Here is a 25,878-nt window from a genome sequence, read left to right as displayed (position 1 = left end):
TTTCCTTTATCTTTCCGAAAGTCCTTGACTTGTTTTAGTTTTTCTATTAAGCTCAACATATATTTTAAAAGTTGGCGGTCACTTATCATTTTACAAAGACAGTGATCGCTTTTACTTTTGATATTCTGATGGGAGAATGAAACAGCCCTACGGTTTTAGCCGAGAGTTTCCCCGTAAAAATCCCAATTGGTAGATTTACAAAAATGAGATGCACCCACAGTAAATAGTGAAAAGACAGCAATCAGTAATTAATGATCAGTAAACAGTAAACAGTGAAAAGACAGCAGAAAACTGCCATTTAATAATGCACACTTAATACCGATAACTGATAACTGATTCAAGGCTGATGGCTAAATATCAATGGGAGCGATTTAAAAAACAGCTATATTCTGCTTCTGTCAGTCTTCCCGCTTCGTAGAGAGTATCGGTAATTTCTGCTAGGGTTAAAACCGAATAAGGTTGATAACCATGGCTACGAAGTTTATCTTTAACGGGGCCACCATGGTCGATAAAAACCACGATATCATTAACTAATAATCCCGCCGATTTAATCTTTTCTGCCCCCTCGATCGCACTTTTGCCAGAAATTAAAATATCGTCCACCACTACCACCGTTTCCCCCACTTGAAAATTACCTTCAATTACTCTTCTTGTGCCGTGAGCTTTTACTTCTTTGCGGGGGAAAATCATCGGGTGATTTAATAATAAAGATAAACCCGTAGCTGTGGGTAAAGAACCGTAGGGTATGCCAGCAATGCGGTCAAATGTCAAGGTTTTTAATATTTCTCCATAGGCTTCAATTACCTGCTGAAAAATATTAGGATTAGAGATAATTTTTCTCAGATCAATATAATAGGAAAAAGTTTCTCCCGATGCTTGCACATAATCGCCAAACATCAAGCAGCCAATATCAAATAATTGTAGAATTAAATCCTGATGAGGATGTTGTTTTAAAAGACAAACGTTAGCAGTCCAAGTCTCATCTTGGCTCGATTCTTGCTGGTGATTTTGTTGAATTTTGTTGACTTCCTCGCGTAAATCCTTGACTTTTGCCCCCAAATCTGGTTGAGATAAAAAGTCTTGGGGTACAGGAATTAATAAACCCTCGCCATGACTATTTAAACCCACAGTAATTAACTCGGAGAATTTACTTTTTTCTTCCCAAATACTGCGTAATAAAATCAATCTTTCGGGAGCAAAATTGCGAATCTTTTTCAAAATCTCTGGTTGAGTGGTTCCCACTTCTAAAAATACTTGTTCGGGAGTTCCCCAAGTGCAAGCTTCTTTGACAACTTGCAGATAAAAAGGATTGTCGCGACTGGGGAATTCTTGCAGATTAATCGCGCCTTGATTGGAAGTATGACAGAGGATAAAAGCACCATGTTCGGGGTAAACTAAAAAAGGAGCAACGTGATCCTGTCCGGAGTAGGGATTGAGAGTAACCGCATCCACCTGCCAAGTTTTAAAGATAGTCTCGGCTAAAACACTGCTAGTATTAATATCGCCGTGTTTAGCATCCAAAATTACCGGGATATGAGCGGGAATTGCCGTTAAAACTCGCTGTAATAATTCTAACCCTGCCGCTCCCAAAGCTTGATAAAAGCCTAAAGTTGGTTTGTAGGCACAGACAAAAGGGGCGGTTTCATCGATAATAAACTTGAGCCACCGTTCCAAATTAACGATTAATTCTCCCGGGGTGGAGGGCATCATTTCGGGGTTAGCATCTAAACCGAGGACAAGTAGAGTCTGGTTTTGACTAATGGCGTGGTTTAACTTTTGAAAAAAATTCATCGGTTCCTAATCTCAGGATTCTGGATTAGTATCTAATTCTACACTATTTGGCCGAAAAATAGGCTGTAAAATTGTCTCGTGCAGACTTTTTCTGGTGTCAGCGTCAAGAAATTTCTTTTGTAGTGGTTGCCATTCTTGCCATTTTTGGTGACGGATATTTTGGAAAATTTCGAGTAAGGTGGGCATTTCCTTGGCAAGACAATTAGGGAAAATTTGGCTAAGAAAATCCGAGAGAACACAACAATCCTGTATTTCTCCGAGAATACCTTGAAGGTTTTTAATATCCTCTAAATACTCTCGATACTTGTCGCCATAAAACTGAGTGAATAACTCCATATTATAGCGGGAACGCTTGGCTTCTTTGCGGAGATCGTGCAGTAATAATCCTTCTTTTTCCAATAAGTCATCAATTTCTTGACTAGAAAACTCTCCTACTTTTTGATCTTCCTCTAAATTTACCCCAACTAACCAGCCTTCGTGCAGTAAAAAGCGACTCGCTTGCGGTAATAATAAGTCTGGTAAAACCGTGGCAATATCTAATTTTCCTATCGGTTGATAGGTGGGATTATCCAACCAACTGGCAAAATCTGCCTTAAAATTGAGAAATTTGTCGGACTTTAACAGCTTTTCTACCTTAGCAAAAGCCTTCTTTCTTCGGCTTTCGAGAACCTCTAAAACTTTCTTCAGTAATTCCTGTTCTTTCGGGGGTAAAATTGGCTGATAATGGCCGACAAAAGCCTCTTTTAACACATCTAAATCACGCAATTCTCCTAAAATTCTGCCCAGATTACCCACCCGTTTTTGATCGGCAGATTTCGGCATGGTTAAAGCGGGGGCAAAACCGGTTAAGGTACTGCGAAGACGGCGCATTCCCACACGAATTTGATGTAATTCTTCCGTATCCTGATCGAGTAAAACCCCAGCTTCGTGTTTAAGAACTTTATGAAAATGTTTATCAATACCGATATAGGCCCAATCGGCAACAGTTTCAGCCCGAGGATTAAATTTGTTAGTCATTGGTCTTTAGGGAGGAAATAATGTCAAGATGGTGATAGAATCTTTAAATCAAGACTGGAACTAATAGATCCCATTTATTCTACACAATAGGATGAAGCAGCAGCTTTAAGAGAAGTTTATGGATAGTTTTTGGCTAGATTATGCGGGGGAAATCGCTTTTCGCACTGGAGAACATCTTTTCTTGACGGGAATAGCCATGGCTATGGGTAGCTTAATCGGGATTCCTCTAGGTATTTTAATTAGTCGTCAAGCTATTCTCGCCCCACCGATTATAGCGATCGTTAACACCCTACAGACTATCCCCAGTTTAGCCCTATTTGGTTTTTTAATTTCCGTGCCTTTTTTGGGAGGAATCGGCAAAATTCCCGCTATTGTTGCCCTAACTCTCTATACTTTACTGCCAATTGTTTTAAATACCTATCTGGGCATCAAAAAAGTTGATCCCGAATTAAAATTAGCGGGGTTATCCCTAGGCATGACCGACGGTCAAATCCTGCGCTATATCGAATTACCCCTAGCCAGGGCGACAATTTTGGCAGGAGTGAGAATTGCCACGGTGATTGCTATCGGTGTGGCTACGATCGCAGCTGCCATCGGTGGCGGTGGTTTGGGAGTGTTTATTTTTCGCGGTATTGCCACGGTCAACAATCAGTTAATTTTGGCGGGGGCAATTCCTGCCGCTTTTTTAGCCCTTGTTGCCGATTGGAGTCTCGGTCGGCTAGAAAAGACCTTTTCCCCTTCGCAACGTCCGAAAAAGCCCTCTAAATGGCAATGGGGCTTAGGTTTAATCGGGTTGGCCTTGCTATCTTTCCTCTTGACTCAAATTTTCCATTCATCCCCCGGCACCGTGGTGATCGGTTCCAAAAATTTTACCGAACAGGTGATTTTAGGGGAAATTTTGGCACAGGAAATCGAAAAAGAGACGAATTTACGGGTTGAACGTCAATTTAATCTCGGTGGTACTCTGATCTGTCATGAAGCGGTGAAAGCGGGTAAAATCGACGGTTATGTGGAGTATTCTGGCACGGCTTTCACGGGAATTTTGCAAGAAAAACCCCTTAACGATGCCCGATTAGTCTTTGAAAAGCTGCAAGAGATTTATCCAGAAAAATTTAATCTAGAAGTCTTTCCCAGTTTAGGATTCGAGAATACTTTCGCCATTGTTATCCGGGGAGAAACCGCCAGTCAATACAATCTTAAAACTCTCTCGCAAGTGGCTAAATATACACCCAATTGGCAAGCGGGTTTTGGTTATGAATTCTTGGAAAGGGAAGACGGTTACAAGGGATTAGCGAAGACCTACGGGCTAAATTTTGCTGGACCTCCGAAAGTGATGGATTTAGGGTTAATGTACCGCGCTTTAGCCGAAAAACAGGTGGATTTAGTGGCGGGAAATTCCACCGATGGCTTAATTCCCGTGCTAGATTTAGTCATCCTAGAAGATGATCAACGCTATTTTCCTCCCTACGAAGCGGTACCGATTTTTAACCTGGATAGTCTGCAAAAATATCCCCAATTGCGACAGGTTTTAGCCAAACTCACCGGCAAAATTACCTCCGGCACTATGCAGAAATTAAACTATCAGGTGGATGGACGCAATCGCAGGGTGGAGGAAGTGGTCAAAGAATTTCTAGTCTCCCTCTCTTAACCATTTAGTCACTCCCCCGGGTTGGTCGATTAAAGTAATGCCTTGGGCTTTTAATTCTGCACGAATGCGATCGCTTTCGGCGTAATTTTTCGCTTTTTTCGCCTCTGTCCGTTGTTGGATCAGATTTTCGATATCCGCTGCACTAATTCCCTCAGAAACAGGGGTTTCTCCCTGGTCAGCGGCCATTTCTAAGCCCAAAACCCTAGACAATTTCACCAAAGTATGCCATTTTACCGCTAATTGGGCCAGATTGCTGTCTGTCTTACCCGCATGGGTTAAATTATTACCTTCCTTGCGTAATTCCTTAGCGATTTCAAATAACACCGCTAAACCACCGGCAAAGTTAAAATCGTGATTTACCGCCTCTTGAAAGCGATTTTCTAGCTCTTGGTCAGTAATTGCGGGATTATCGGGCGGAAGATGCTTATAACCAAAGGATAAACCCTCTTGCAAAGTATGCCAGCCATTAGTGGCCGCCTGCAATCCCTCATCGGAAAAATCGATCGGTTTGCGGTATTGGGCGCCTAAAATTAATAATCTCACGGCTAAGGGGTCATATTTTGCCAATAACTCGCGAATAGTGATGAAATTACCGAGGGATTTCGACATTTTTTCCCCAGCCACCTTTACCATGCCATTATGTAACCAATAGTGGGCCAGAGGTTTACCCGTAGCCGCTTCACTTTGGGCAATTTCGTTTTCGTGGTGGGGAAAAATTAGATCACTTCCCCCCACATGAATATCGATAGTTTCTCCCAATTGTTCTTTGACCATGGCCGAACATTCAATATGCCACCCCGGACGACCTTGGCCCCAGGGAGAATCCCAACTAGGTTCCCCCGGTTTTGCCCCTTTCCAGAGGGCAAAATCAAAGGGGTCTTGTTTCTTGATTGCTTCCGGGTCGTCGGTTTCTACCCGGCCGCTGGCCCCGGCTTGCAAATCATCCAGTTTTCGCCCCGATAGTTTGCCATAATCGGAAAAACGACGGACGGAATAGTAAACATCGCCATCGCTGGGGTAAGCATAGCCTTTTTGTTCTAATTCATAGACTAGGCGCTTGATACCGTCGAGGGTGTGAGTGGCCCGGGGATAAGCGTCCGCCGGTCTGACTCCTAATTTTGCCATATCCTCAAAGTAGGCCTCGATAAATTTCTCGGCCACGGCTGCCATGGTGGTATGTTCATTTTTAGCCCGATTGAGAATTTTATCGTCAATATCAGTGAAATTCTGAATATAGCGCACTTTATAACCGAGATACTCCAAATAACGCCGCACCACATCCCAAACCACACAGGTACGCGCATGACCCAAATGGCAATAATCATAAACGGTAATGCCGCAGCAATACATGGAGACAATGCCGGGGATGAGGGGGGTAAAGGGTTCTTCGCGACGACTGAGGGTGTTGTAGAGGATTAAGGTCATGGATGGGGATTTTTTTCTGGGGAAAAAGGCTAGTCCAATTTTATAGCAGTTATTTTCAGTTATCAGTTATCAGTGATCAGTTATCAGTGACCGCTAACCACTTTACCTGATTTCCCTACTATATTCTGTGTTTTTTGTCAAGGGGTTTTTGGGGTTTTAGTAAAGATGTGACAGTAAGATTCGAGAAGATAAGCTAAGACGCATTTAAACCGCTTACTCTTAGATTAGCCGAACCGCCCCCAATCCCTTTACTGTTGCCTTTTGCCTCTTGCCTCTTGCCTCGTCTCAACAAGCAATTTAAATTACGAACAGCTTAGGACTGTTTTGATGAGGACTATTATTGATGAAATCGATAGAATAACGATAGGGGAAGCTTGCTTGTTTGCCTTAACCGACAATTTTTATTGTTAATCAACTTTGACCAGACCATCACCATGAATGAACCACCTAATAGCGCTGGCGATGAAATCCAATTACCCCGGGGAGAAAGAGTTGACCAGCTAAGACATCTGATCGAAACCCTACGCATTGCCGATGAAGTGGCCAATCGCGGTTATTTGATTACCAGCGCCGAAGTGGCCGATTTAATGGATATTAATCCAGGGGCCGTTACCAGTCGCGGCGACCATTGGCCGTGGCGAAATTGGGTAATCTCCCGGGTCAGACGGGAGGGAAACCAAATTCTTTGGCAGTTGGAAAAAGTCGATTAGGATTAATTGCAACCATCAGTTAATTTCTCTCTTAACTTTTGTAAATTAGCAATTAGGGTTTGCTAAATAAATCTAAAAACCTTGTTGGGTAAGACTTTTAGACTTTTGGTCAATCAAAAAGTCCCAGATCTGGGGGGGATCGGGGGGGAAATTCTGGGACTTTTTCCCTGAAAATTAGGTAATTTACCAGATGAAAATGGGTAAAAACCTACACCCCACACCCCACACCCCACACCCTGTCCCCACGAAAAACTTTTTCAGCAAACCCTAATTATCTCGTCATTTTCCCCCAGCAGATGACGCGCGAAACGTCGGGCTAGGGGCGGAGCCGATACAAGTGTACTGGTAAAGCCAGAAAATACCTGCAATCCCACTTTATCGGCGATCGCTCCCACCAGAGGCCGTCCCGAGGGGGCAAAGGCCACTAGGCAATGATGACAGCTGCCGGGGAGAGCGGCTAAAGAGGGCAGCAATGTCCCCACGGCGGTGCGGATTGCTTTTTCCCCCGCCACAGGGTTTAAAATCCCGCCTGGATCGGTGATAATGGCGCTAATTTGTCCTAGATAAAGGCTTTGATCCCGGAATTGTACCGCCCCCGTTTCTAAAACACTGGCAATTATTTCTGGGGTTTCTCTCTGCCAAATGCCCTGCTTTTCTAGTTGGGTGATTTTTTGCTCTAATAGCAATCTGGCAGGAATTGCGGGCATAACTAGGGTGTTTAATTTGATCTCAGTGGGGGGAATTTTGATCACCTGGGCATGGGTAAAATAGACGGGAGCAGTAATACCGGATTTTTGCAGTAAAGACCGGGTTAATCCCCCCGCACAGACGATAGTTTCCCCAGCAGAATAATTATTTTTAGGAGTTTTTACGCCGGTAATTCTCGATGCAGTTTCAATTAATTCGATGACAGCTTCCCGAATAATCGTGCCTCCCAGACGCAGAAAAGCTTGTTGATAGGCAAGATTAGTTTTTTCGGCGTTAATGTGACCGTGGGGCAGTCGTAAAACTCCGGAGATAGCAGCGGGATTTAATAGGGGTTCTAAAGCGATCGCTTCCTGCGGATCGAGAATTTCGGGGGTAATAGCAAAGATAGCAAATTTTTCGGCCACAGTGGCTGGATCATCTTCGGGGTTAACGGTGAGAATTAGCTCTAGGTTCCGGTATTCGTTATCTATGCCCAATTCCTGCGATAAATTGCGCTGAATTTCTCGACCTTCTTGATATAATTTTCTCTGGATTTCTGTGGTGGCCGACCAATAGGCTAAACCCCCGTAACTGTAGAAAGTGGCGTTGAGGGGATGGGTTTCTTTTTCTAATAAGAGGACTCGACTGCCTAGATTGGCTAGTTCATAGCTTAAGGCAGAACCGGTGATACCACCACCGATAATTATATAATCATAAGTTGTGGTCATAATTGGGCTAATTTTTCCTCGATTAACCTATTCTATCATTATACTTGCTCGGTTCCCTGGTTCTGATTTGAGCAATAATTGCTATAATTACAGAAAAAGTTCAAAGCGGGATCGGATAAATATGCAACAGATAGAAACTAGGGGGATAACTGACTCATGGATTAAAGCTAGTTGGGAAGAATACTTAGCAGCAATTAACAACTTCCCAGAAAATAAAGGAAAAAGTTATTATTACAATGGCTATTATCGATTAGAAATGACTCCTATTGGATTTGAACACGCTAGAGATCATCACGTTGTCTTTTTGGGGGTGAGTCTCTACGCTATCCTCAAAGAAATTCCTTTTCAAGGACTCCCCACTTGTTCCTATCGCAAAAGAGGAATTAGAGAAGTGCAGCCAGATATATCTTACTATCTAGGAGAAAAAGCGAATCTGATACCAAATGGAACTTCGATTATTGATTTAAATCAGTATCCTCCACCAGATTTAGTCATTGAAATCTCAAAATCTACCCTCAATGATGACTTAGGTAATAAACGCTTACTCTACGAAGAATTAGGAGTTAGTGAATATTGGAGTGTTAAGGTAGATGATCCCCAAATATTCGCCTTTGAAATAATCGATCGAGGTAGCAAAAGAATTGATATATCAAAGGTTTTACCTAATTTAAAACTTGCGGTTTTAGAGTCAGCTTTACAACAGGCACGCACCAGAGATCAAAGTCAGGTGGGACGTTGGTTAATCAGTCAATTTCAAGGTTAACTCCATAAAATCGAGGCTAATATTATGCAACAGCTAGAAACTATTATCTCGACAGATTTATGGATTAAAGCTAGTTGGGAAGAATACTTAGAAGCAATTAAAAACTTCCCAGAAAATCAAGGAAAAAGTTATTATTACAATGGCTATTATCGATTAGAAATGACTCCTATTGGTAACGATCATGCCAGCGATCATGCTATTTTGATCTTCGCTGTTAGTCTCTATGCTACCCTAAAAAATCTGGCCTTTAGTGCCAAAGATAATTGCAGTTTTCGCAGGTCTGGTTATCGAGAAGTCCAACCGGATATATCTTATTATTTTGCAGACAAAGCTAATCTGATTCCCTACGGTACTTCGATTATTGATTTGAATCAGTATCCCCCACCAGATTTAGTCATTGAAATCTCAAAATCTACCCTTAATGATGACTTAGGTAATAAACGCTTACTCTATGAAGAATTAGGGGTTAGTGAATACTGGAGTGTTAAGGTAGATGATCCTCAAATATTCGCCTTTGAAATAATCAATCGAGGTAGTAAAAGAATTGATATATCAAAGGTTTTACCTAATTTAAAACTTGCGGTTTTAGAGTCAGCTTTACAACAGGCACGCAGCAAGGATCAAAGTCAGGTAGGACGTTGGTTAATCAGTCAATTTCAAGGTTAAATCCTGCGGTTTTTTAGCAGCCGCTTTCTCCAATAAAGACTCGGCAAAAGCGATGGCATCTGCTGCCGAATTTCCTCCCGTTAATTGTGCCAATTCTTCCCTTCTCGTCTGACGATTATCGAGAGAAGTAACCCGGACAACCGTGCGAATTTCCGAGAGATTAGTAGGATTATCTTCGGCAATCATTTGTTTATAAACTCGAAAATGGTGATCAGCTAAAGCAGCCACTAAGGGTTGATGGGTAACGCATAAAACTTGATATTGTTGACCTAATTGATCTAATTTATCGGCAATTGCCTGGGCAACTTTTCCCGATACTCCCGCATCGATTTCGTCAAAAATTAGGGTGGCTGCTGCCGATTGGGATTGGGAAAAACAGGACTTTAACGCTAGGAGAAAACGACTCATTTCTCCTCCGGAAGCGGTACTGGATAAAGGTTGGATTTTTTCCCCCGGATTGGGACTAAAATAAAATACCACTTGATCGACTCCCAGACTGCTAGGATTACCCGGAGCAATCCGACAGACAAAAATCACCTTTTCCATGGCTAAAGGTTTTAATTCCTGTACCAATTGTTTTTCTAGTTGACTAGCGGTTTCTTGTCGCAAAAAGGTTAACTGGGTGCTAGTTTCTCGATAGATGTTTTCCTGTTGCTGACAAATTTTTTCTAATTCCTCAATCGATTGTCCTTCTCCCGTCAACTCCGCTAATTCCTGCTGTAATTTCTGATAATAATCGAGTGCTTCGGCTAAACTTGGTCCATACTTGCGACAAATGCGCTTAAGTTGGACGATTCTCTCTTCTATCTCGTTCAATCTCTCCGGATCTGCCTCTAGACTATCCCCATAAACGTTGATTTCCTGTCCCGCTTCCACCACCTGATTTAATGCCGATCGCACCATCTCTAAAATTGGCTCTAAACTATTATCATAAACCATCATATTTGTCAAGATATTTTCAGCTTTTCCTAACAAATCGGCGACGGCCGGTTGATCGCGATCGTTTTGGTAGAGTAGTTGATAGACTTGATAACTGGAATTTTGCAAATCGACAGCGTGGGAGAGTCGGTTTCTTTCCTGTTCCAACTGTTCCAACTCGTCAGCAGCGGTTAAATTGGCTGATTCTAGTTCTTTTAGTTGATATTCTAATAAATCTAATCTTTGTAGACGATTTTGTTCCGATTGCAACCTATTATTTAAAATATTCTTGCTTTCTTGCCAGTTAAGGTAGGCTGTGGCTACCTTTTCCCGCTGCCGCAGCAGCGATTCACCCCCGTAGAGATCTAATAATTCCCTCTGTCGATTAGCGTCCATTAACTGAACTGTTTGACCTTGGGCGGTGATTTCTACCAAAAAATATCTTATTTGCGCCATTTGTTGGCGATTAGCGACGACTCCGTTAATGCGAGAACGAGAACGCAAGGAATTATTAGTAATCACTAATTCCCGGCTGATGGTCAGACTATTATCTTCTAATGGGTCAATTTCCTGACTTTCTAGCCAAGCAATTAATTCTGGGGTGAGAGAAAAAGTCGCTTCTAGGGTTGATTGTTGGCTTCCCTGACGGATGACGCGATGATTGACTTTACCACCGAGAACAATATCGATCGCATCTAATATAATTGATTTTCCTGCCCCCGTCTCACCGGTTAGTACATTTAATCCGCTGCCGAAAGTTAATTCTAAGCGATCGATGAGGGTAAAATTTTCAATTTGTAGGCAGGATAACATATAAGTAGGTAGGCGTTAAAAATTATTAGACACCCCCCTTATCAAGGGGGGCAGGGGGGATCGAACCTAAAATCCATTTTTAATTTAATTATAACCAGTTACTTATTCTCATTATCCTTCAGCATTCCCTAATTTTCCCCGAAACGGTAGCCCTTCCCATAGACAGTATTAATTAGAGGTGTTTCTCCAGGCGCTTCGATTTTACGACGCAGCAAGCGCATCAGGGCAGGAACCACATTACTATTAGGTTGCTCCCCTTCTGACCAGAGATGCTGATAAATTTGTTCATGGGTGAGAAGTTGCCCCGGATGGGTCATAAATAAAGTTAATAGTTGTATTTCTTTTGCTGATAAACTGATCGTGCGACCGTGACGATAGGCCACTTGATTTTCGCTATCGAGTTCTAAATCAGCACATTTTAGTTTACTGCTATTACTAGCTTCAAAATTGGGAGAACGACGCAATAAAGCACGGACTCTCGCTAATAATTCTCGCAGTTGAAAGGGTTTGACTAAATAATCATCAGCGCCGGCATCTAATCCCGCCACTCGATCATCTATGGTATCCTTAGCGGTTAGAAACAAAACGGGAGTGGTGTCCCCTTGATTGCGTAAATATTGACAGATTTGTAATCCGGATTGCTGGGGTAACATCCAATCGAGAATTAAGAGGTCATAATTATTCTCTTGTGCCAATTCTAAACCCGTCCGACCATTATCAGCAATATCAACTTCATAGCCTTCTTGAGCAAGAATTTGTTCTAAGGGTTCGGTTAATTCTTTTTCATCATCAACGATAAGTATTTTCATAAAAGTAAAAAAGATGGTGTCGGGTGTTGGGGTGTTGGGGTTTTGGGTTTTTTTAGTTGAATCTCCCCATTTCCCCATATCCCCATTTCTCCTAATTATCGATCTTTGGGTAATAAATTGCGCCATTCGAGAGGGATATAACTTTCAATAAATCTAGCTAGGGTTGGGTAATGACGCTGGTACAAAATTCCCATATAGATAATACCAAGTCCTAGGACGGTTAGGGCAAAGGGAAAGAAAATTGAATCGGCAAAGATACGATAGGAGAGATAGGAAAGATAGGCAAATACTCCGATACCTCCAAAAACCACAAATAATCTTCTTTTTAGCAGGACGGATAATAACATCAATCCCAAGTTAATTAGACAGTACAAAAATCGTTGCGCTTCATTATCATCGATGAGGAGAGATAAACTAAACCAAAACATAATTAATCCGAATAAGTACAGCCAAAAAGCAAAATCACCCCGACTACGACGCTGACGTACATCAATTAAATAGGCAGTTATCAAACAGGCAATTCCAAACCAAAAGGATACCCACAGTCGCAGTCTCCATGTATATTCGTTCTCTCCAAATAGTAAAGGAGTTAAGTCCATTGACATATACCACAGACTAAAGGCAATGGGTGCAGTTAAAAAAGGAAATTTAACAAATCGCAAAGTTATTAATCCCGCGATAATCGTGCCTAATTCCATTAAAAACCAACTGCCTTTAATCCATGTATGGAAATCTCGATAGATGCCCGGATATCCGGCTTGCCAGTATCCTGTCCAGCGTTGTAAACCATAGATTGCTAAGGGAGTCATTGCCACTGCCATGGTAAATAAAAGGCCGCCGGGGATTTTGAGATTTTGCTGAAAATAGAGATTTTTACCGGTGAAAATAAAACAAATTGCATAAAACAGGGCGATAAAAAATAGTCCTGCACCACCGAAACTCTCCCAAGCTTCGTTCATAAACCACCCCAGGGCAGAGATAACAATTAATGCCCCAAAATAATAGGCCACATTAGCAAAATTAAAGCGAGGGCGATTAACTTCATCTTCTTGGGGATAGCGGGATAAAAAAGCCGTCCATAAATTTTCAGCTTGGCTGGCAGTAATTAGGTTTTGTTGTACCGCCCAATCAAAATCTTCTCTTTCTAGTCTCATAATATTCTCTAGTCCTTAAGCTAAGATGTATTTTAACCGCTTATCCTAAGGATAAGGGAATAGGGCATAGGCGCAGATGTTAAATCCTGTAGTAAAACTTAACATTTACCGATTGCAACATCCGAAATCTGCAAAATAGAGTATAATTCAATCTATATTAACTATTATCGAAGCAATTATGATAACTAAATCAGAACTCTATGAACAAGATTTTCAATTATGGCTGATAACAACAATAGGTCAGTTAGAACAAGGAGATTTTCAGGCATTAGATGTATCTCATTTGGTTGAGGAGTTAAAAGAATTGGGTAAATCAGATAAAAATGCCTTGGAAGGAAATTTAATGATTTTGCTGGCTCATTTACTGAAATTAAAAGTACAATCCTCCGCCCCTGAAAGCATGAAATCTAGCTGGTATAGCTCCATTGTCGAACACAGGGAACGAGTTGTCGCCTTACTAGAAAACACCCCTTCTTTGAAATCTCATCTAGCAATCGCCATCGATAAAACCTATCCTAAAGGTCGCAAAATTGCCATCAAGGAAAGTAAATTGGCTGACTTTGGAATTGCGATTCCTCCAGAGGAAGCATATCCCTTAGACTGCCCTTTTTCCTTAGAACAGATTCTTGACGAAGATTTCTATGGCTGATAATTCATATTTAATCCATCGGCTAAGACACTTTCAAAATGCTTCTAAAAAGTCTTCAAATCTCAAAAACTGGGAAGCTATACAAGTCACATCTGTTTCCCGATACTAAGCGATTCGACTGACTTTAAATAGAGCTTACAAGCTTTTTTGCTCAACCCTAGTTAATCAGCCTGCAAGAATAAGTAAAAATTATAAATTTAAGGTAAAAAATTAAAATATTTAAATATTTGGGGCGATTAGTTAAATGTAACAAGTAAGTTACAAGATTTTGATTTTCCCAGAATTTGCCAAAATTTGGCTGTAAATCGGGGTTGCCTACATTTAATAATATAGTATGATCGTGGTATGCTGTGGGCTTAGTTTAAGCATTAAACTTTAAATCAACGGAAAACCAAGACAATCAGGGGACTATATCGATTCTCTTGCCCAAAAAAAGCCGCCAGTGATGAAATTTTTTTATGTTGCAATTTTTGAAGTTTTGTAAAGGCTATTGACTTAAAGCCAGAATTGTGCAACTCTCCCCGCTCCAAACTCCGGCACTCGCAGACAGTCAACAGCTAATCAAGTTGGGAACTAGGAGGAGAGGTCAACTCCTAGTCCCCTGTTTTTTGGGACATCAATTCCGCTTAAGGTACTTCAGTCCAGCGCCTAAGCCTCCTAGTACCAGCAAACTCAGCACAGTTGACGGTTCGGGAATCGGGGCAGAAAAGTTAGAAATCGTCACACTAGCCCGTCCAAAAAGGTTGTCGCGAGTGAAAATACGGAAACCAAAGCTGTCGCCAGCTAGGACGTTAAACGTCGATGTCCCGTTTTGGACAACACCTCCCCCATCATTAGTTACTTGGGTGAAGCTGCCGTTGAGCAGATATCCGAAGGGATCGAAGAAAGGCCCATCAGCAGTCGAATAGTTCCAATCAAACGTCACCGTCCCAGCCGCAGCCGCAGTGGTGGTGTAGTCTGTGGTTCCAGAACCGCCAGAACCATTGTTCCCCCCAGTCAGGCTAATGGAAGCAGGAGCGCCGCTGGTATTGACCGACCCGTCGGCATTACTATTGGCAAATGTCCAATTAATGGGATCGTAAGCGTCTTGGAAACCGAACACTGTTGCGGCACTAGCACCAGAAGCAGCGGCTAGAGTGAGGCTAACAGTAGTGACAGTCATTGCGGTCTATGACCGCAATGACTCGAATAATTTTGGCGATTTGGTGGCCATGGCCCTAAAAATAAATTAATGTACCCCTTAAAGTTAAGGTTGATCAAAATATTTTTCAAGAGGATTTTTTATGAAAATATTCAATCCTATCTATATAGATAAGTAAATGGTTGGTTCTCTTATTCTTTGTGTGATCAGTGTAACTTATATAGTAGCGATCGATCTTTGTGTCCTTTGTGTCTGGAGTGGTTCTTTCCACTCATTCGCTCGCAAATCTACTCGAATCTGGCGCTGCTGATTTTTTATCTCAGTTTGAAGAGGGGCTAAAAACTGGGGCAATGTGGACATCGATCGAAAGACTAAGCTAAACTGGTAATGACTATGTATTAGGGCGGAGGTCAACGGATACAACTATGGACAATTTGGAGGTAAAACAAAAACCGATCCGGTGTTTAGAAGATGCGATCGAAAGGTGTCAAACTTTAGGAATGCGGGTTAGTCGTCAGCGTCGCTATATTTTAGAATTGCTGTGGCAAGCGCAGGAACACCTATCAGCGAGAGAAATTTATGATCGTCTCAATCTGCAAGGAAAGAACATCGGTCATACCTCAGTGTACCAAAACCTAGAGGCTCTATCGGGTCAAGGCATTATCGAATCTGTGGAACGCTGGGACGGCAGACTCTACGGCAACATCAGCGATTCCCACAGTCACGTCAATTGTCTGGACAGTCAAGAAATCATCGATGTGCATATCCAACTTCCCCCGGAATTAATTAAACAGATTGAGGCATCGACGGGGGTAAAAATTACCGATTATCGCATCGATTTCTATGGCTATAAAGAAAACAAATGAGCCAGATCACTGTATAATTGACCCTGTGAATAGTATCCGTTGACAGGCTGCAACTCTTGTGATCGATCGCCCTCTCACCCTAATTATCATCGATAATGACCCGATTTTCCGCTTGGGTCTGGTGCAGGCCTTGTCGCAGATAGAAAATATTAGTATCGTCACCGAAGGGGATTTAGAAACAATTTTCGCTTTGACTCTGAATCCCTCCCCCGAAATTATTATTATCGATCCTCTCTTTGATTGGTCTTACTGTGAAATTCTCCACTCTCGCTATCCCGAAAGTAAAATTGTTTTATTAACCTTTCCTCTCGATTCCCGACAGCAACTAATCGCCAGAGAATTAGGCATCGCTGGTTATATTCCCAAAGGCACAAACCTAGAGCAATTTATCACTATTTTAGGGCAAATTTCCCGAGATGAATCCCCGGATGTTGCCCCTTCTGCTCTCACCATTGCTACCCGTCCAAGTTTAGCTCCTAGCCATTGGTTAATCAGTGCTGGAAAAACGGGATTAAATCGCATCGAAAGTGAATTACATTTAATTGATCTCCACCTCAATCAACAGTCTTTATCCGGCTTTGATCGCTTTTATTGGCAGGGGAGAAAACGAGAACTTTTAGCAGCCCTATGGCTAGTGAGAAAACTAATTCCCCTGGAAGGTAGCTCTTACAATTCAGCTTCAGCGACACCTCCGATAATAATTAACAATATCGATCGAGAATTACCAATTTTAAGCCGCGAGCGTCCCCTGTGTGTTTCGGCGGTTTTTGAGTCCACTTTAGCGGTCATTCGATCGCCTTTAATTAATAGAACAAAGATCAGTTTTGAAATTGATGTTTTACAGGATAATCGGCAACGGGAATTATTGTATTTAGTTCTCGATGAAATTCGTAAAAATGTCGATGAAATGAGATATTTACAGATTAGCAGCGGGGAATTAACCAGTCGCTTAAATCTGATTATTTACGATATTTGGGAGAAAGTTGCGCGTAAATTTTTAGAAATTAATGCCTCGGTTTATGACGAAATTAGTAAAGGCAGACTTAACGAAATTATTCTGGAAGAAAGAGAGGCAATTCAAACAGAAATCCTCAATAAAATTCCTTTTGCTCTTGACTTATTTTTCTATTTAGTGTACGAAAATAGTTTAACTATTGACGGAGTAGAATACCGAGCTAATGCTCCTGAAACCATCGCCAGAGCCGAAATTCTCCTGCAAAATCTCATTCATAATATTGCCAATGCAGTGACAGTAATTATTCTCAATAACTTCTCGGAATCGGAAAGAATCAAACAAAAACTTTACCAGTCAGAATTTCTCATCGCCAGAAAATTAGCTAAAATTCGCAATGAATTATCTTGGAAATACCGACGGCAACAATATTGGCAAGAACCTAAAGATATCTTTGAAAGTCAATATCAATTATTTCACTATAGCGAGGGAGAAATCCAATCTCTAGCCATTTATTCCCCTCGACAGGAAGAATTAAATAGTTTAACAGGCATACCCTGGTTAGTTTCGATCGCCTTAGAATTAAGAGACTCTTTATCCCCTCGTTTACGCGCTTTTTTTCGGGTGGTGGGTAAGGGAGTAGTCTATATTCTTATCCAAGTTATCGGTCGCGGTATTGGTTTAGTAGTTCGCGGGGTTTTACAGGGAGTCGGTAACACTTGGCAGGAAGTCAAAGGTAAAAAGGGATCATGAATGATAACTGATAACTGATAACTGATAACTGAAGTGACCCTAACTTTTACAATTCCTTGTCAAAACTGTATTTATCGCGAATTTGTCCGACAAAAAACTGTCCTTTCGATGGTGCAGCCTGAAAGTCTTTATATACTGCCAAAGGTAGATCATGATAAAGATAGATACCACCGTGATTAAATTCCACTTTCAGAATTTTTTTGTCCTCATCGTAGTCAAAAGATTTAATCGCCGTACTTTGGCTTTTTAATAAGGGGAAAGCAATCACATCGCGAATACTGGCAGAATCGGTTAATAACATGATCAGGCGATCGATGCCAATTCCTAAGCCTCCCGTGGGGGGCATTCCGTATTCTAAAGCGGTTAAAAAGTCCTCATCAACTCCCTGCGCTTCCAAATCTCCGGCCGCTTTTTTGAGTGCCTGTGCTTCCAATCTTTGCCGTTGATCGATGGGATCGGTTAACTCAGAAAAACTATTAGCTAATTCCCGTCCAACCACATATAATTCAAATCTTTCTACGAGGTCAGTTTTTGAGCGATGGGGTTTAGCTAAAGGGGAAATTTCCACGGGAAAATCTAGCACAAAAGTGGGCTGTATTAGGGTTTCTTCGACTTTTTGTTCAAAAGCTTCATTTAAGAGCTTACCGATGGTTTTACAGTCCTCTGGAACGCCAATACCAGCATTTTCTGCGACAATACGAGCCGACTCGAAATCCTCAAAACTATTAAAGTCAACCCCGGTTATTTCTTGGACTAATTCGTGCATAGTCACTCGTCGCCAAGGAGGAGTTAGGTCAATTTCCCTGTCTTGATAGGTGATTTTCAGCGTACCTAAAACATCTTGTGCGGCATTAACAATAATGTTTTCGGTTAACTCCATCATGTCATAATAATCAGCGTAGGCCTGATAGATTTCGATGGAAGTAAACTCGGGGTTATGTTTAGTAGAAACTCCTTCATTGCGAAAAATTCTGCCTAACTCGAAGACTTTTTCAAAACCACCCACTATTAATCTTTTTAGATGTAATTCGGTGGCAATGCGGAGATATAACTCCATCTCCAGCGTATTATGATAGGTGATAAACGGTCTAGCATCGGCTCCTCCTGCTTCACTTTGTAGCACGGGAGTTTCAATTTCAATAAAACCTTCTTGGTCTAAATATCTGCGAATAGCAGCGGTAATTTGGGCGCGACGGCGAAAAGTTTGTCGCACTTCGGGATTAACAATTAAATCCACATATCTTTGTCGATAACGTTTTTCTACATCGGTTAAACCGTGCCATTTATCTGGGAGAGGTAATAGGGATTTGGTGAGAATTTCGTACTCGTTTACATAGATAGATAATTCCCCGCGTTCTGTGCGTTTAATTGTGCCTTTTGCTCCTAAAATATCGCCTGTATCGGTTAGTTTAATCACCGTGTTAAAGGCATTCGGCACAGCGGCCATGGTTTCACTAATGCGTTTTTTATCGAGGTATAATTGAATCGTTCCCGTTTCATCTTGCAGGTTAAAAAAGGCTAGTTTACCCATAATTCTTCGGGCAATAATCCGACCAGCAATGGCTACTTCTGTGCTGATTTCTTCCCCCGGTGCTAAGTCAGCGTACTGCTCTTGTAGTTGTTGAGCATGAGCGGTAGATTTCCACTGGTAAGCGTAGGGATTTAAGCCAGCTTTTTGCAATCCTGCCACTTTTTCTAAACGAGCGGCCCGGATTTCTTCGAGGGTAGAGGAGGGTTGATTTTCAGGATTTTGTGCTTGAGATGCCATCGTTTTCTAAGAGGAACAATTCTGGGGGATTTATAGGTGTTGGGGATTTCAGTTATCAGTTATCAGTTATCAGTTTACTGTTTACTGTTTACTGTTCACTGCTCACTGAAAAATTATCGTCCCATTTCTCGCTTTAATTTTTTCAATTCTTCTTCCATTTCCCATTCTTTAAATTTTAGATCGAGATTATCGTAGTTCGAGCGCTGATAGTCCGATTCTTGGGGTTGATCCCAAAAAGTGGTTTCCCAGTCACGCGACTGATTTTTAGGGGCTTTTTCGGCTTTAATTTGCACTTCTTGACGACGTTGTTGGACCTGTTGCAGTAACTCTTGGGATTGACTCAGACGTTTTTTCACTCCTTCCATCCGTCCCCAAAGTTGATTACCCTGACGAAATAGAGCCGCCTCGCGTTCACTGGCAGCCTTAACCAAGTCCTGCCGTCCAGCAGCCTTAGCCTTATCGATTCTAGCGTGCCAAGTTTGGATATCTTGGGCAGTGGCCAAAATTTGCTGTTCGAGACGTTGACGCTCATTTTCTAGGGCGGTAATCAGTTTAGCAGTATCGCGCTCCTGTTCGCGCAGTTGTTCCACCAGCGCCTGTAATTCTAATTGGGGATGACTTTTGAGAAATTCTTCCAGTTGGGTTTCAAGAAAGCGACTGACATCATCAAATAGATTGCCCATCTGTGCAGTATCCTAAATTTGCAATTAAAGTCTAGGAGCGATTTTAATCCCCCTCTTTTTAGCATAGGCTAGATCAACCCTAGATTTAAATAGGGTCTGCTGAAAAAGTTTTTCGGTGGTGGCAGGGTGTGGGGTGTGGGGTGTGGGGTTTTACCGGTTTTGAAGTGGCCAATTACCTAATTTTCAGGGAAAAAGTACCTGAATTTTCCCCCTGATCACTCCCATGCCTGGTACTTTTTGATTGACAAAAAGTCTAAAAGTCTTACCCAACAAGGTTTTTAGATTTATTCAGCAAACCCTAAATATATTTGGGAAAAGTAGTACAAAAATGTTATTCGGCTGCCGGTTAGGCAGGGGGAAACCAGTATAATCAAACTAGAGTGATATTTCCTGAAAACCTCTTAATTGTTTGACTTAAGTGACAACTTCACCAGCTTGGACAGAACGCATCGGTTATCAACGGGATTGGGTGTGGCGCGGTTGGCAAATTCGTTATAGTTTTATGCCAGTAAAAAACCCCCAAGATGTCGATAATCTCCCTTTAATTTTACTGCACGGATTTGGAGCGGCGATCGAACATTGGCGCCATAATATTCCTATTCTCAGCCAAAATCATCGAGTTTACGCGGTAGATTTATTAGGTTTCGGTGGTTCGCGCAAAGTGCAGGTTCCCTATACCGTTAATCTCTGGGTGGAACAAATACATGATTTCTGGCAAACTTTTATCAATAGACCGGTGGTATTAGTGGGAAATTCGATCGGTTCTTTAGTTAGTATGGCCCTGGCGAGTAAATACCCAGAAATGGTAGCCGGATTAGTTATGCTCAGTTTACCCGATGTCAGCCGTCGGCGGGAAATGATTGCCGATTGGTTATTAAATATCGTCACTCCTATCGAAAACTTTTTCACTTCGCCTTGGCTATTAAAACCGATTTTTTACTATCTGCGTCGTCCGCAAGTCTTGAAAAAATGGACAGGAATCGCCTACGAAGACAAGAAAGCAGTTAGCGACGAATTAGTACAAATTATCGCCGCCCCAACCCTAGATGAGGGGGCAGCCGAGGCCTTTATTTCCCTGGCACAAGCTGTCAATCATCCCGAATATTGTCCACCGGCAAAGTTAATTTTACCACGCTTACAAATACCGATTTTATTGTGTTGGGGCAGGCAAGATCGGATGGTTCCCGTCCAGTTAGCTCCGGGTTTTGTCTCCCTTAATCCTAGGATTAAATATGTAGAATTTGACCGGGCCGGTCATTGTTTAGAGGATGAATGTCCTGACCGTTTTAACCCAATTTTATTAGAGTGGCTAGAATCTGTTCCTGTTCTTTGAGAGAATAGGGAGAGTGATTGTTGGTGATAGTCCTATGCAAACCTTGGAATCGACGCTCAACCCCCCTGCAACTGCCTCCGAATTCGACACCACGATTCACCGACGCAAAACCCGTCCCGTCCGGGTAGGTAGCGTTACCATCGGTGGTGGTCATCCCGTGGTCGTGCAGTCGATGATTAACGAGGATACCCTTGATATAGATGGTTCCGTGGCCGGTATCCGTCGCCTCCATGAAGTCGGTTGTGAAATTGTCCGCGTCACCGTGCCGAGTCTGTCCCACGCCACCGCTTTAGCTAAAATTAGGGAAAAACTGCTGACCACCTATCAACCCGTGCCGTTAGTAGCCGATGTACATCACAACGGCATGAAAATCGCCCTAGAAGTGGCCAAGCACGTCGATAAAGTGCGGATTAACCCCGGTTTGTACGTTTTCGAGAAACCGAAAGCCGACCGCAGCGAGTACAGTCAAGCAGAATTTGATGAAATTGGCGAAAAAATTGCCGAAACCCTGAAACCTTTAGTGATTTCTCTGCGAGATCAAGGTAAAGCGATGCGAATCGGCGTTAACCATGGTTCTCTGGCCGAAAGAATGCTCTTTACCTACGGTGACACCCCCGAAGGAATGGTACAGTCGGCTTTAGAATTTATCCGCATCTGCGAATCCCTCGATTTTCGCAATCTGGTCGTTTCCCTGAAAGCTTCCCGGGTGCCAGTTATGGTAGCCGCCTATCGTCTCATGGTTAAGCGCATGGATGAGTTAGGTATGGATTATCCCCTACATTTGGGTGTTACTGAAGCAGGAGATGGGGAATACGGACGAATTAAATCCACTGCCGGGATTGCCACTCTCTTAGCGGACGGTATTGGTGATACGATTCGCGTTTCCCTGACGGAAGCTCCCGAAAAGGAAATTCCCGTCTGTTACAGCATTCTCCAGGCCCTGGGACTGCGGAAAACTATGGTCGAATACGTTGCCTGTCCTTCCTGTGGTCGCACTCTTTTTAATTTAGAAGATGTCCTGCAGCAAGTGCGCGCAGCGACTCAACACCTGACTGGACTCGATATCGCCGTTATGGGTTGTATTGTCAATGGACCGGGAGAAATGGCCGACGCAGACTATGGTTATGTGGGGAAACAGGCCGGTTATATCTCCCTTTATCGCGGTCGCGAGGAAATTAAACGGGTCCCCGAAAGTGAAGGTGTAACCGAGTTGATTAATTTAATTAAAGCCGATGGCCGTTGGGTAGAACCTTAATTAGGGTTTGCTGAAAAGTTTTTCCTGGTGGCAGGGTGTGGGGTGTGGGGTGTGGGGTGTGGGGTTTTACCCATTTTCAGGGAGTCAATTACCTAATTTTCAGGAAAAAAGTCCCTGAATTTTCCCCCCAATCACTCCAATCGCTGGCACTTTTTGATTTCAAAAAAGCCTAAAGATATGGCATAGAACGAGTTAGTTAGGACGCTTTCAATTTTCAAACTCTTATCGGTCAAGGGTTTCAGCGATTGATTGTCCTAACCACCCCGCTCTTTGCTATATTATCCAACAAGGTTTTTAGATTTATTCAGCCAACCCTAATTAGTTTTACCGGTAGGGGTTGACATCGATTCAACCCCCGATCATCGGCGAGGATTTGTTACAATAGAAAGCTTGCTAGAAATTGCCGCCCCAGAGAGTCCATGCTACCTACACGCGATTGTGTTCGTCAAACCCCCGCTTACACTCCGGGAGAACAGCCCCAAAGCGCGGGATTTACCAAACTTAACACCAATGAGAATCCCTATCCCCCACCGGCGGAAATTTTTGCCCACCTGCCAGAGCAATTAGAGAAAGTCCGACTCTATCCCGATCCTATCTCCAAAGAGTTACGGCAAACGGCGGCGGAATTATACGGCATAGCAGCCGATCAGATAATCGCGGGTAATGGCTCCGATGATATACTTAATATCGCCCTGCGAACTTTTGTTAACCCTGGCGAAAGTGTCGCTTTTTTGGATTTAACCTATTCCCTTTACGAGACAATTGCCCGGGTACACGGGGCAAATATTATCGAATTTCCCACTAATGATAAATTTGAATTAGCCGGACCGATTATTTGTCCGGAAGCTAAATTAATTTTTCTGGCTTCTCCTAATCCTCCCGTCGGTAAACATCTTGATCGCGACTATTTAGAAGCAACCTGTGCTAATGCGTCGGGAGTGGTATTAATTGATGAAGCTTATGTGGATTTTAGTGATGACAATCATCTCGATTTTCTCTCCCGTTACGATAATGTCATCATTAGTCGCACCATGTCGAAAAGTTATAGTTTAGCGGGGTTAAGAGTCGGTTTCGGTTTTGCTTCTGGGGCAATTATCGAACAGATGGATAAGGTGCGTGATTCCTATAATTTAGATCGCATCGCTCAAACTTTAGCCACAGCAGCTTTAAAACACCATAATTATTTTGAGCAAGTTTGGCAAAAAGTCCGTCAAACCCGCAGCCGTTTAATTACTTCTCTGCGCGAGTTGGGATTTATTGTTTTTGACTCGGAAGCTAATTTTATCCTCGCTTCTCCCCCGCACATTAGTGCCAGTGAGTTATATACTCAACTCAAAGAGCGTCAGATATTAGTGCGATACTTTAAACATCCTCGCATTCAGAATTATGTGCGGATTTCTATCGGCACTGATGAGGAAATTGATCGTCTTTTATCTGCTATTCAAGAGATTATGGGAACAAATTAATCTCTATTTCCGTCAAGGTTTTATTAGCATTTTAAACCCTAATAACTTCTTGAAAAAAAGGCTAGATTGATCGGAACAAAGCAGCGACAAACAAGGGTCTAATGGCCTGTCGTTTCTCCCGATTACTAGCCTTGGCTATCAAGATTATTAGTCCGACAAAAGGATTAAATACTAGCGCACAAATTTTTGAACTTATGCAATTTTATCCCCAAGGAATCACAGTTCAAGAATTGAGCCAACGCTTAAATCGTCCCGTTTCTATGCTCAATCTTTGTCTAAAATCTTTGGTCGCTTCTAAAAAAATCGTGGCCAAAAAAAATCATAATCAGTGGGTTTATACTAGACCTATTGTAAAAATCAAAAACTGTTGTTAGGGTTAGGAGTCGGTCGTCAGGAGTCAGGAGATAGGAGATTATTTTATTTATTCTCCCCACACCCCACACCCCACACCCCACACCCTGTCCCCACGAAAAACTTTTTCAGCAGACCCTAATTATTAACCCTATTGCTGAATAACTATTTTAGGCTGTAGGTAGTATTCATCTTCTCTGACAACTATCTCACCAATGCCGAGAAATTGAGCTTCTAAAGACTCCACAGCAACCAGAGAACCGCTCATAACATTTGTATCGGTGAGATTAATTTTTCTGCCGTGAAACCAATCGATAACTCTTTCTGACGTGAAAGAAATCCAGTCTAGATGTGCCAGGGCAATGCGAGGCGAAATTAAACCCTCAGAATTAGCCATTAAAGCCTCCAGATTAATACTATCGGCTAATTGAAAACCACAGCTTTCCGTGCGAGTTAAACTGGCTAAAGTGCCACCCACAGCTAACACCTTGCCCAAATCTCTGGCCAGGGAACGAATATAAGTCCCCGATCCACAGTGAATATCTAGCTCTATTTGCGGAAATTCACCCTCTAACCAGCCTAAAACCGTAATTTGGTCAATTTTGACCTGACGAGGCTCCACTGCGATTATTTCCCCTTTGCGAGCCAATTCGTAGAGACGGCGACCGTCCTGGTGAATAGCACTATACATCGGCGGAATTTGGGCAATATTGCCAATAAATTCCGCTAAATACGGCTTAACTGCCTCTAAAGTTAAATCGGCACAGGGACAAGTAGCGATCGCTTTTCCCGTAATATCATCGGTATCGGTGCTGAGTCCTAACTGGATTTTTGCCCGATAAGCCTTATTTTCGGGTAAATAGGGCAGTAATCGGGTGGCAGACCCGACGGCGATCGGTAAAACTCCCGTAGCCATAGGATCTAAAGTTCCGCCATGGCCGACTCGTTTTGTCTTAAAAATTTTGCGGACTTTGGCCACGCAATCGTGAGAAGTCCAGTCAGGGGGTTTATTGAGATTTAAAAAGCCAAACATTTTAAATTATGAATTATGAAGTGGGGAAGTAAGGTGTGGGGTGTGGGGTTGGGGGAGAAGGGATAATAAATAAAAGCTGTCTCCTGTCTCGGAGTCTCCTGACTTGAAAATAGAAGCTGAAATAACGCAAATTCGTCAATCATACTAAATCCGTTGAGTATAAGCTACATATCAGGAGAGGTACTCCTGCAAGTGCAGTGACTCTTAAATTATTACAGATGTGTCAGCGGCTGCGTGTAAGCATCCCACCGAAAAACTAATGCGCGGGGGGTTTGGGTAGGGCTGTTTCATTCTCCCATCAAAATATCAAAAGTAAAAGCGATCGCTATCAGGTAAAATGATAAGCGATCACTATCAGGTAAAATGATAAGTGACCGCCAACTTTTAAAATATATGTTGAGCTTAATAGAAAAACTAAAACAAGTCAAGGACTTTCGGAAAGATAAAGGAAAAAGACACCCTTTATGGATAGTATTAGTAGTAATAATACTGGGAACAA

The 25,878-nt window shown here is 42.4% G+C and carries 24 protein-coding genes; 13 read left to right on the top strand and 11 right to left on the bottom strand.

The features are described from left to right. Nucleotides 1–357 precede the first annotated feature (357 nt). Both IM485_RS08325 and IM485_RS08320 read right to left on the bottom strand, forming a co-directional pair. Nucleotides 358–1,791, bottom strand: a complete 1,434-nt coding sequence (locus IM485_RS08325; protein ID WP_104397126.1) for a bifunctional orotidine-5'-phosphate decarboxylase/orotate phosphoribosyltransferase — start codon at nt 1,789–1,791, stop codon at nt 358–360. A gap of 12 nt (nt 1,792–1,803) precedes the next feature. Then, nucleotides 1,804–2,808 carry a CHAD domain-containing protein gene (locus tag IM485_RS08320; RefSeq protein ID WP_104397127.1) on the bottom strand — a complete coding sequence of 335 codons (1,005 nt, stop codon included), beginning with the start codon at nt 2,806–2,808 and terminating at the stop codon, nt 1,804–1,806. Between the two features lie 118 nt (nt 2,809–2,926). Here IM485_RS08320 and IM485_RS08315 point away from each other — a divergent pair, with 118 nt between their 5' ends. After that, entirely contained in the window at nt 2,927–4,456 is a 1,530-nt protein-coding gene (locus IM485_RS08315; RefSeq protein ID WP_287742407.1) for a glycine betaine ABC transporter substrate-binding protein, read from the top strand. Here the strand turns inward: IM485_RS08315 and cysS are convergent. Beyond that, entirely contained in the window at nt 4,439–5,881 is a 1,443-nt protein-coding gene (gene cysS, locus IM485_RS08310; protein ID WP_287742405.1) for a cysteine--tRNA ligase, read from the bottom strand. The genes IM485_RS08315 and cysS overlap by 18 nt on opposite strands. 434 nt (nt 5,882–6,315) lie before the next feature. Here cysS and IM485_RS08305 point away from each other — a divergent pair, with 434 nt between their 5' ends. Then, the gene (locus tag IM485_RS08305; protein ID WP_002732855.1) at nt 6,316–6,591 is read left to right on the top strand and encodes a hypothetical protein; all 276 of its coding nucleotides are present in this window, start codon (nt 6,316–6,318) and stop codon (nt 6,589–6,591) included. A gap of 257 nt (nt 6,592–6,848) precedes the next feature. Here the strand turns inward: IM485_RS08305 and IM485_RS08300 are convergent, their stop codons facing one another. Further along, nucleotides 6,849–8,006 carry an NAD(P)/FAD-dependent oxidoreductase gene (locus IM485_RS08300; RefSeq protein ID WP_104397130.1) on the bottom strand — a complete coding sequence of 386 codons (1,158 nt, stop codon included), beginning with the start codon at nt 8,004–8,006 and terminating at the stop codon, nt 6,849–6,851. A gap of 121 nt (nt 8,007–8,127) precedes the next feature. On the opposite strand from IM485_RS08300, the gene IM485_RS08295 reads away from it, so the two are divergent. Then, nucleotides 8,128–8,769: a Uma2 family endonuclease gene (locus IM485_RS08295; RefSeq protein ID WP_287742402.1), complete on the top strand. Its 642-nt coding sequence runs from the start codon at nt 8,128–8,130 to the stop codon at nt 8,767–8,769. Nucleotides 8,770–8,793: 24 nt separating this feature from the next. After that, nucleotides 8,794–9,435: a Uma2 family endonuclease gene (locus IM485_RS08290; RefSeq protein ID WP_287742400.1), complete on the top strand. Its 642-nt coding sequence runs from the start codon at nt 8,794–8,796 to the stop codon at nt 9,433–9,435. Here IM485_RS08290 and recN read toward each other — a convergent pair. The 3 genes from recN to IM485_RS08275 all read right to left on the bottom strand — a co-directional run bounded on the left by recN (nt 9,412) and on the right by IM485_RS08275 (nt 13,129). Then, a complete protein-coding gene (recN, locus tag IM485_RS08285; protein ID WP_287742398.1) occupies nt 9,412–11,166 on the bottom strand; it encodes a DNA repair protein RecN in 1,755 nt (584 codons plus the stop codon). The genes IM485_RS08290 and recN overlap by 24 nt on opposite strands. 128 nt (nt 11,167–11,294) lie before the next feature. Then, entirely contained in the window at nt 11,295–11,975 is a 681-nt protein-coding gene (rppA, locus tag IM485_RS08280) for a two-component system response regulator RppA (protein ID WP_104397134.1), read from the bottom strand. 95 nt (nt 11,976–12,070) lie between these two features. Further along, entirely contained in the window at nt 12,071–13,129 is a 1,059-nt protein-coding gene (locus IM485_RS08275; protein WP_104397135.1) for a DUF2157 domain-containing protein, read from the bottom strand. A gap of 178 nt (nt 13,130–13,307) precedes the next feature. On the opposite strand from IM485_RS08275, the gene IM485_RS08270 reads away from it, so the two are divergent. Further along, entirely contained in the window at nt 13,308–13,778 is a 471-nt protein-coding gene (locus tag IM485_RS08270; protein ID WP_002733042.1) for a DUF29 domain-containing protein, read from the top strand. A gap of 616 nt (nt 13,779–14,394) precedes the next feature. Here the strand turns inward: IM485_RS08270 and IM485_RS08265 are convergent. Continuing rightward, nucleotides 14,395–14,940 (bottom strand): PEP-CTERM sorting domain-containing protein, encoded by a 546-nt coding sequence (locus tag IM485_RS08265; protein ID WP_287742394.1) that lies wholly within the window; start codon nt 14,938–14,940, stop codon nt 14,395–14,397. A 404-nt stretch (nt 14,941–15,344) separates the two neighbouring features. Here IM485_RS08265 and IM485_RS08260 point away from each other — a divergent pair, with 404 nt between their 5' ends. Beyond that, entirely contained in the window at nt 15,345–15,785 is a 441-nt protein-coding gene (locus IM485_RS08260) for a Fur family transcriptional regulator (protein ID WP_002763863.1), read from the top strand. Nucleotides 15,786–15,843: 58 nt separating this feature from the next. Next, nucleotides 15,844–17,490 (top strand): DUF3685 domain-containing protein, encoded by a 1,647-nt coding sequence (locus IM485_RS08255; RefSeq protein WP_287742392.1) that lies wholly within the window; start codon nt 15,844–15,846, stop codon nt 17,488–17,490. A gap of 46 nt (nt 17,491–17,536) precedes the next feature. Here the strand turns inward: IM485_RS08255 and lysS are convergent, their stop codons facing one another. Both lysS and IM485_RS08245 read right to left on the bottom strand, forming a co-directional pair. Further along, a complete protein-coding gene (gene lysS, locus IM485_RS08250; protein ID WP_287742390.1) occupies nt 17,537–19,258 on the bottom strand; it encodes a lysine--tRNA ligase in 1,722 nt (573 codons plus the stop codon). A gap of 113 nt (nt 19,259–19,371) precedes the next feature. Then, complete coding sequence (locus IM485_RS08245; RefSeq protein WP_287742388.1) at nt 19,372–19,941, bottom strand: TIGR04376 family protein; 570 nt, start codon at nt 19,939–19,941, stop codon at nt 19,372–19,374. 418 nt (nt 19,942–20,359) lie between these two features. Here IM485_RS08245 and IM485_RS08240 point away from each other — a divergent pair, with 418 nt between their 5' ends. From IM485_RS08240 to IM485_RS08220, 5 genes are all read left to right on the top strand, one after another. Further along, on the top strand, nt 20,360–21,274 hold the full coding sequence (locus tag IM485_RS08240; protein WP_287742386.1) for an alpha/beta fold hydrolase: 915 nt from the start codon (nt 20,360–20,362) through the stop codon (nt 21,272–21,274). Between the two features lie 34 nt (nt 21,275–21,308). Next, nucleotides 21,309–22,529, top strand: a complete 1,221-nt coding sequence (ispG, locus tag IM485_RS08235) for a (E)-4-hydroxy-3-methylbut-2-enyl-diphosphate synthase (RefSeq protein ID WP_104397142.1) — start codon at nt 21,309–21,311, stop codon at nt 22,527–22,529. A gap of 419 nt (nt 22,530–22,948) precedes the next feature. Further along, nucleotides 22,949–23,995, top strand: coding sequence for a histidinol-phosphate transaminase (gene hisC / locus IM485_RS08230; protein ID WP_287742384.1), 1,047 nt, complete (start codon nt 22,949–22,951; stop codon nt 23,993–23,995). Between the two features lie 101 nt (nt 23,996–24,096). Next, complete coding sequence (locus tag IM485_RS08225; RefSeq protein WP_002798928.1) at nt 24,097–24,369, top strand: hypothetical protein; 273 nt, start codon at nt 24,097–24,099, stop codon at nt 24,367–24,369. Further along, nucleotides 24,363–24,488: a hypothetical protein gene (locus tag IM485_RS08220; protein ID WP_287742382.1), complete on the top strand. Its 126-nt coding sequence runs from the start codon at nt 24,363–24,365 to the stop codon at nt 24,486–24,488. The genes IM485_RS08225 and IM485_RS08220 overlap by 7 nt, the downstream gene beginning before the upstream one ends. 9 nt (nt 24,489–24,497) lie before the next feature. Here IM485_RS08220 and truB read toward each other — a convergent pair whose 3' ends face one another. Continuing rightward, on the bottom strand, nt 24,498–25,379 hold the full coding sequence (gene truB / locus IM485_RS08215) for a tRNA pseudouridine(55) synthase TruB (RefSeq protein WP_104397145.1): 882 nt from the start codon (nt 25,377–25,379) through the stop codon (nt 24,498–24,500). Nucleotides 25,380–25,772: 393 nt separating this feature from the next. Here truB and IM485_RS22935 point away from each other — a divergent pair. Beyond that, the coding region (locus IM485_RS22935) for a transposase family protein (protein WP_502846571.1) at nt 25,773–25,878 on the top strand (106 nt) is incomplete at its 3' end.

The organism is Microcystis sp. M169S2 (genome assembly GCF_020245865.1).
GTDB lineage: Bacteria > Cyanobacteriota > Cyanobacteriia > Cyanobacteriales > Microcystaceae > Microcystis > Microcystis ichthyoblabe_A.
The sequence above is the reverse complement of the archived record's forward strand: the minus strand, read 5'-3'. Positions and strand labels throughout refer to the sequence as shown.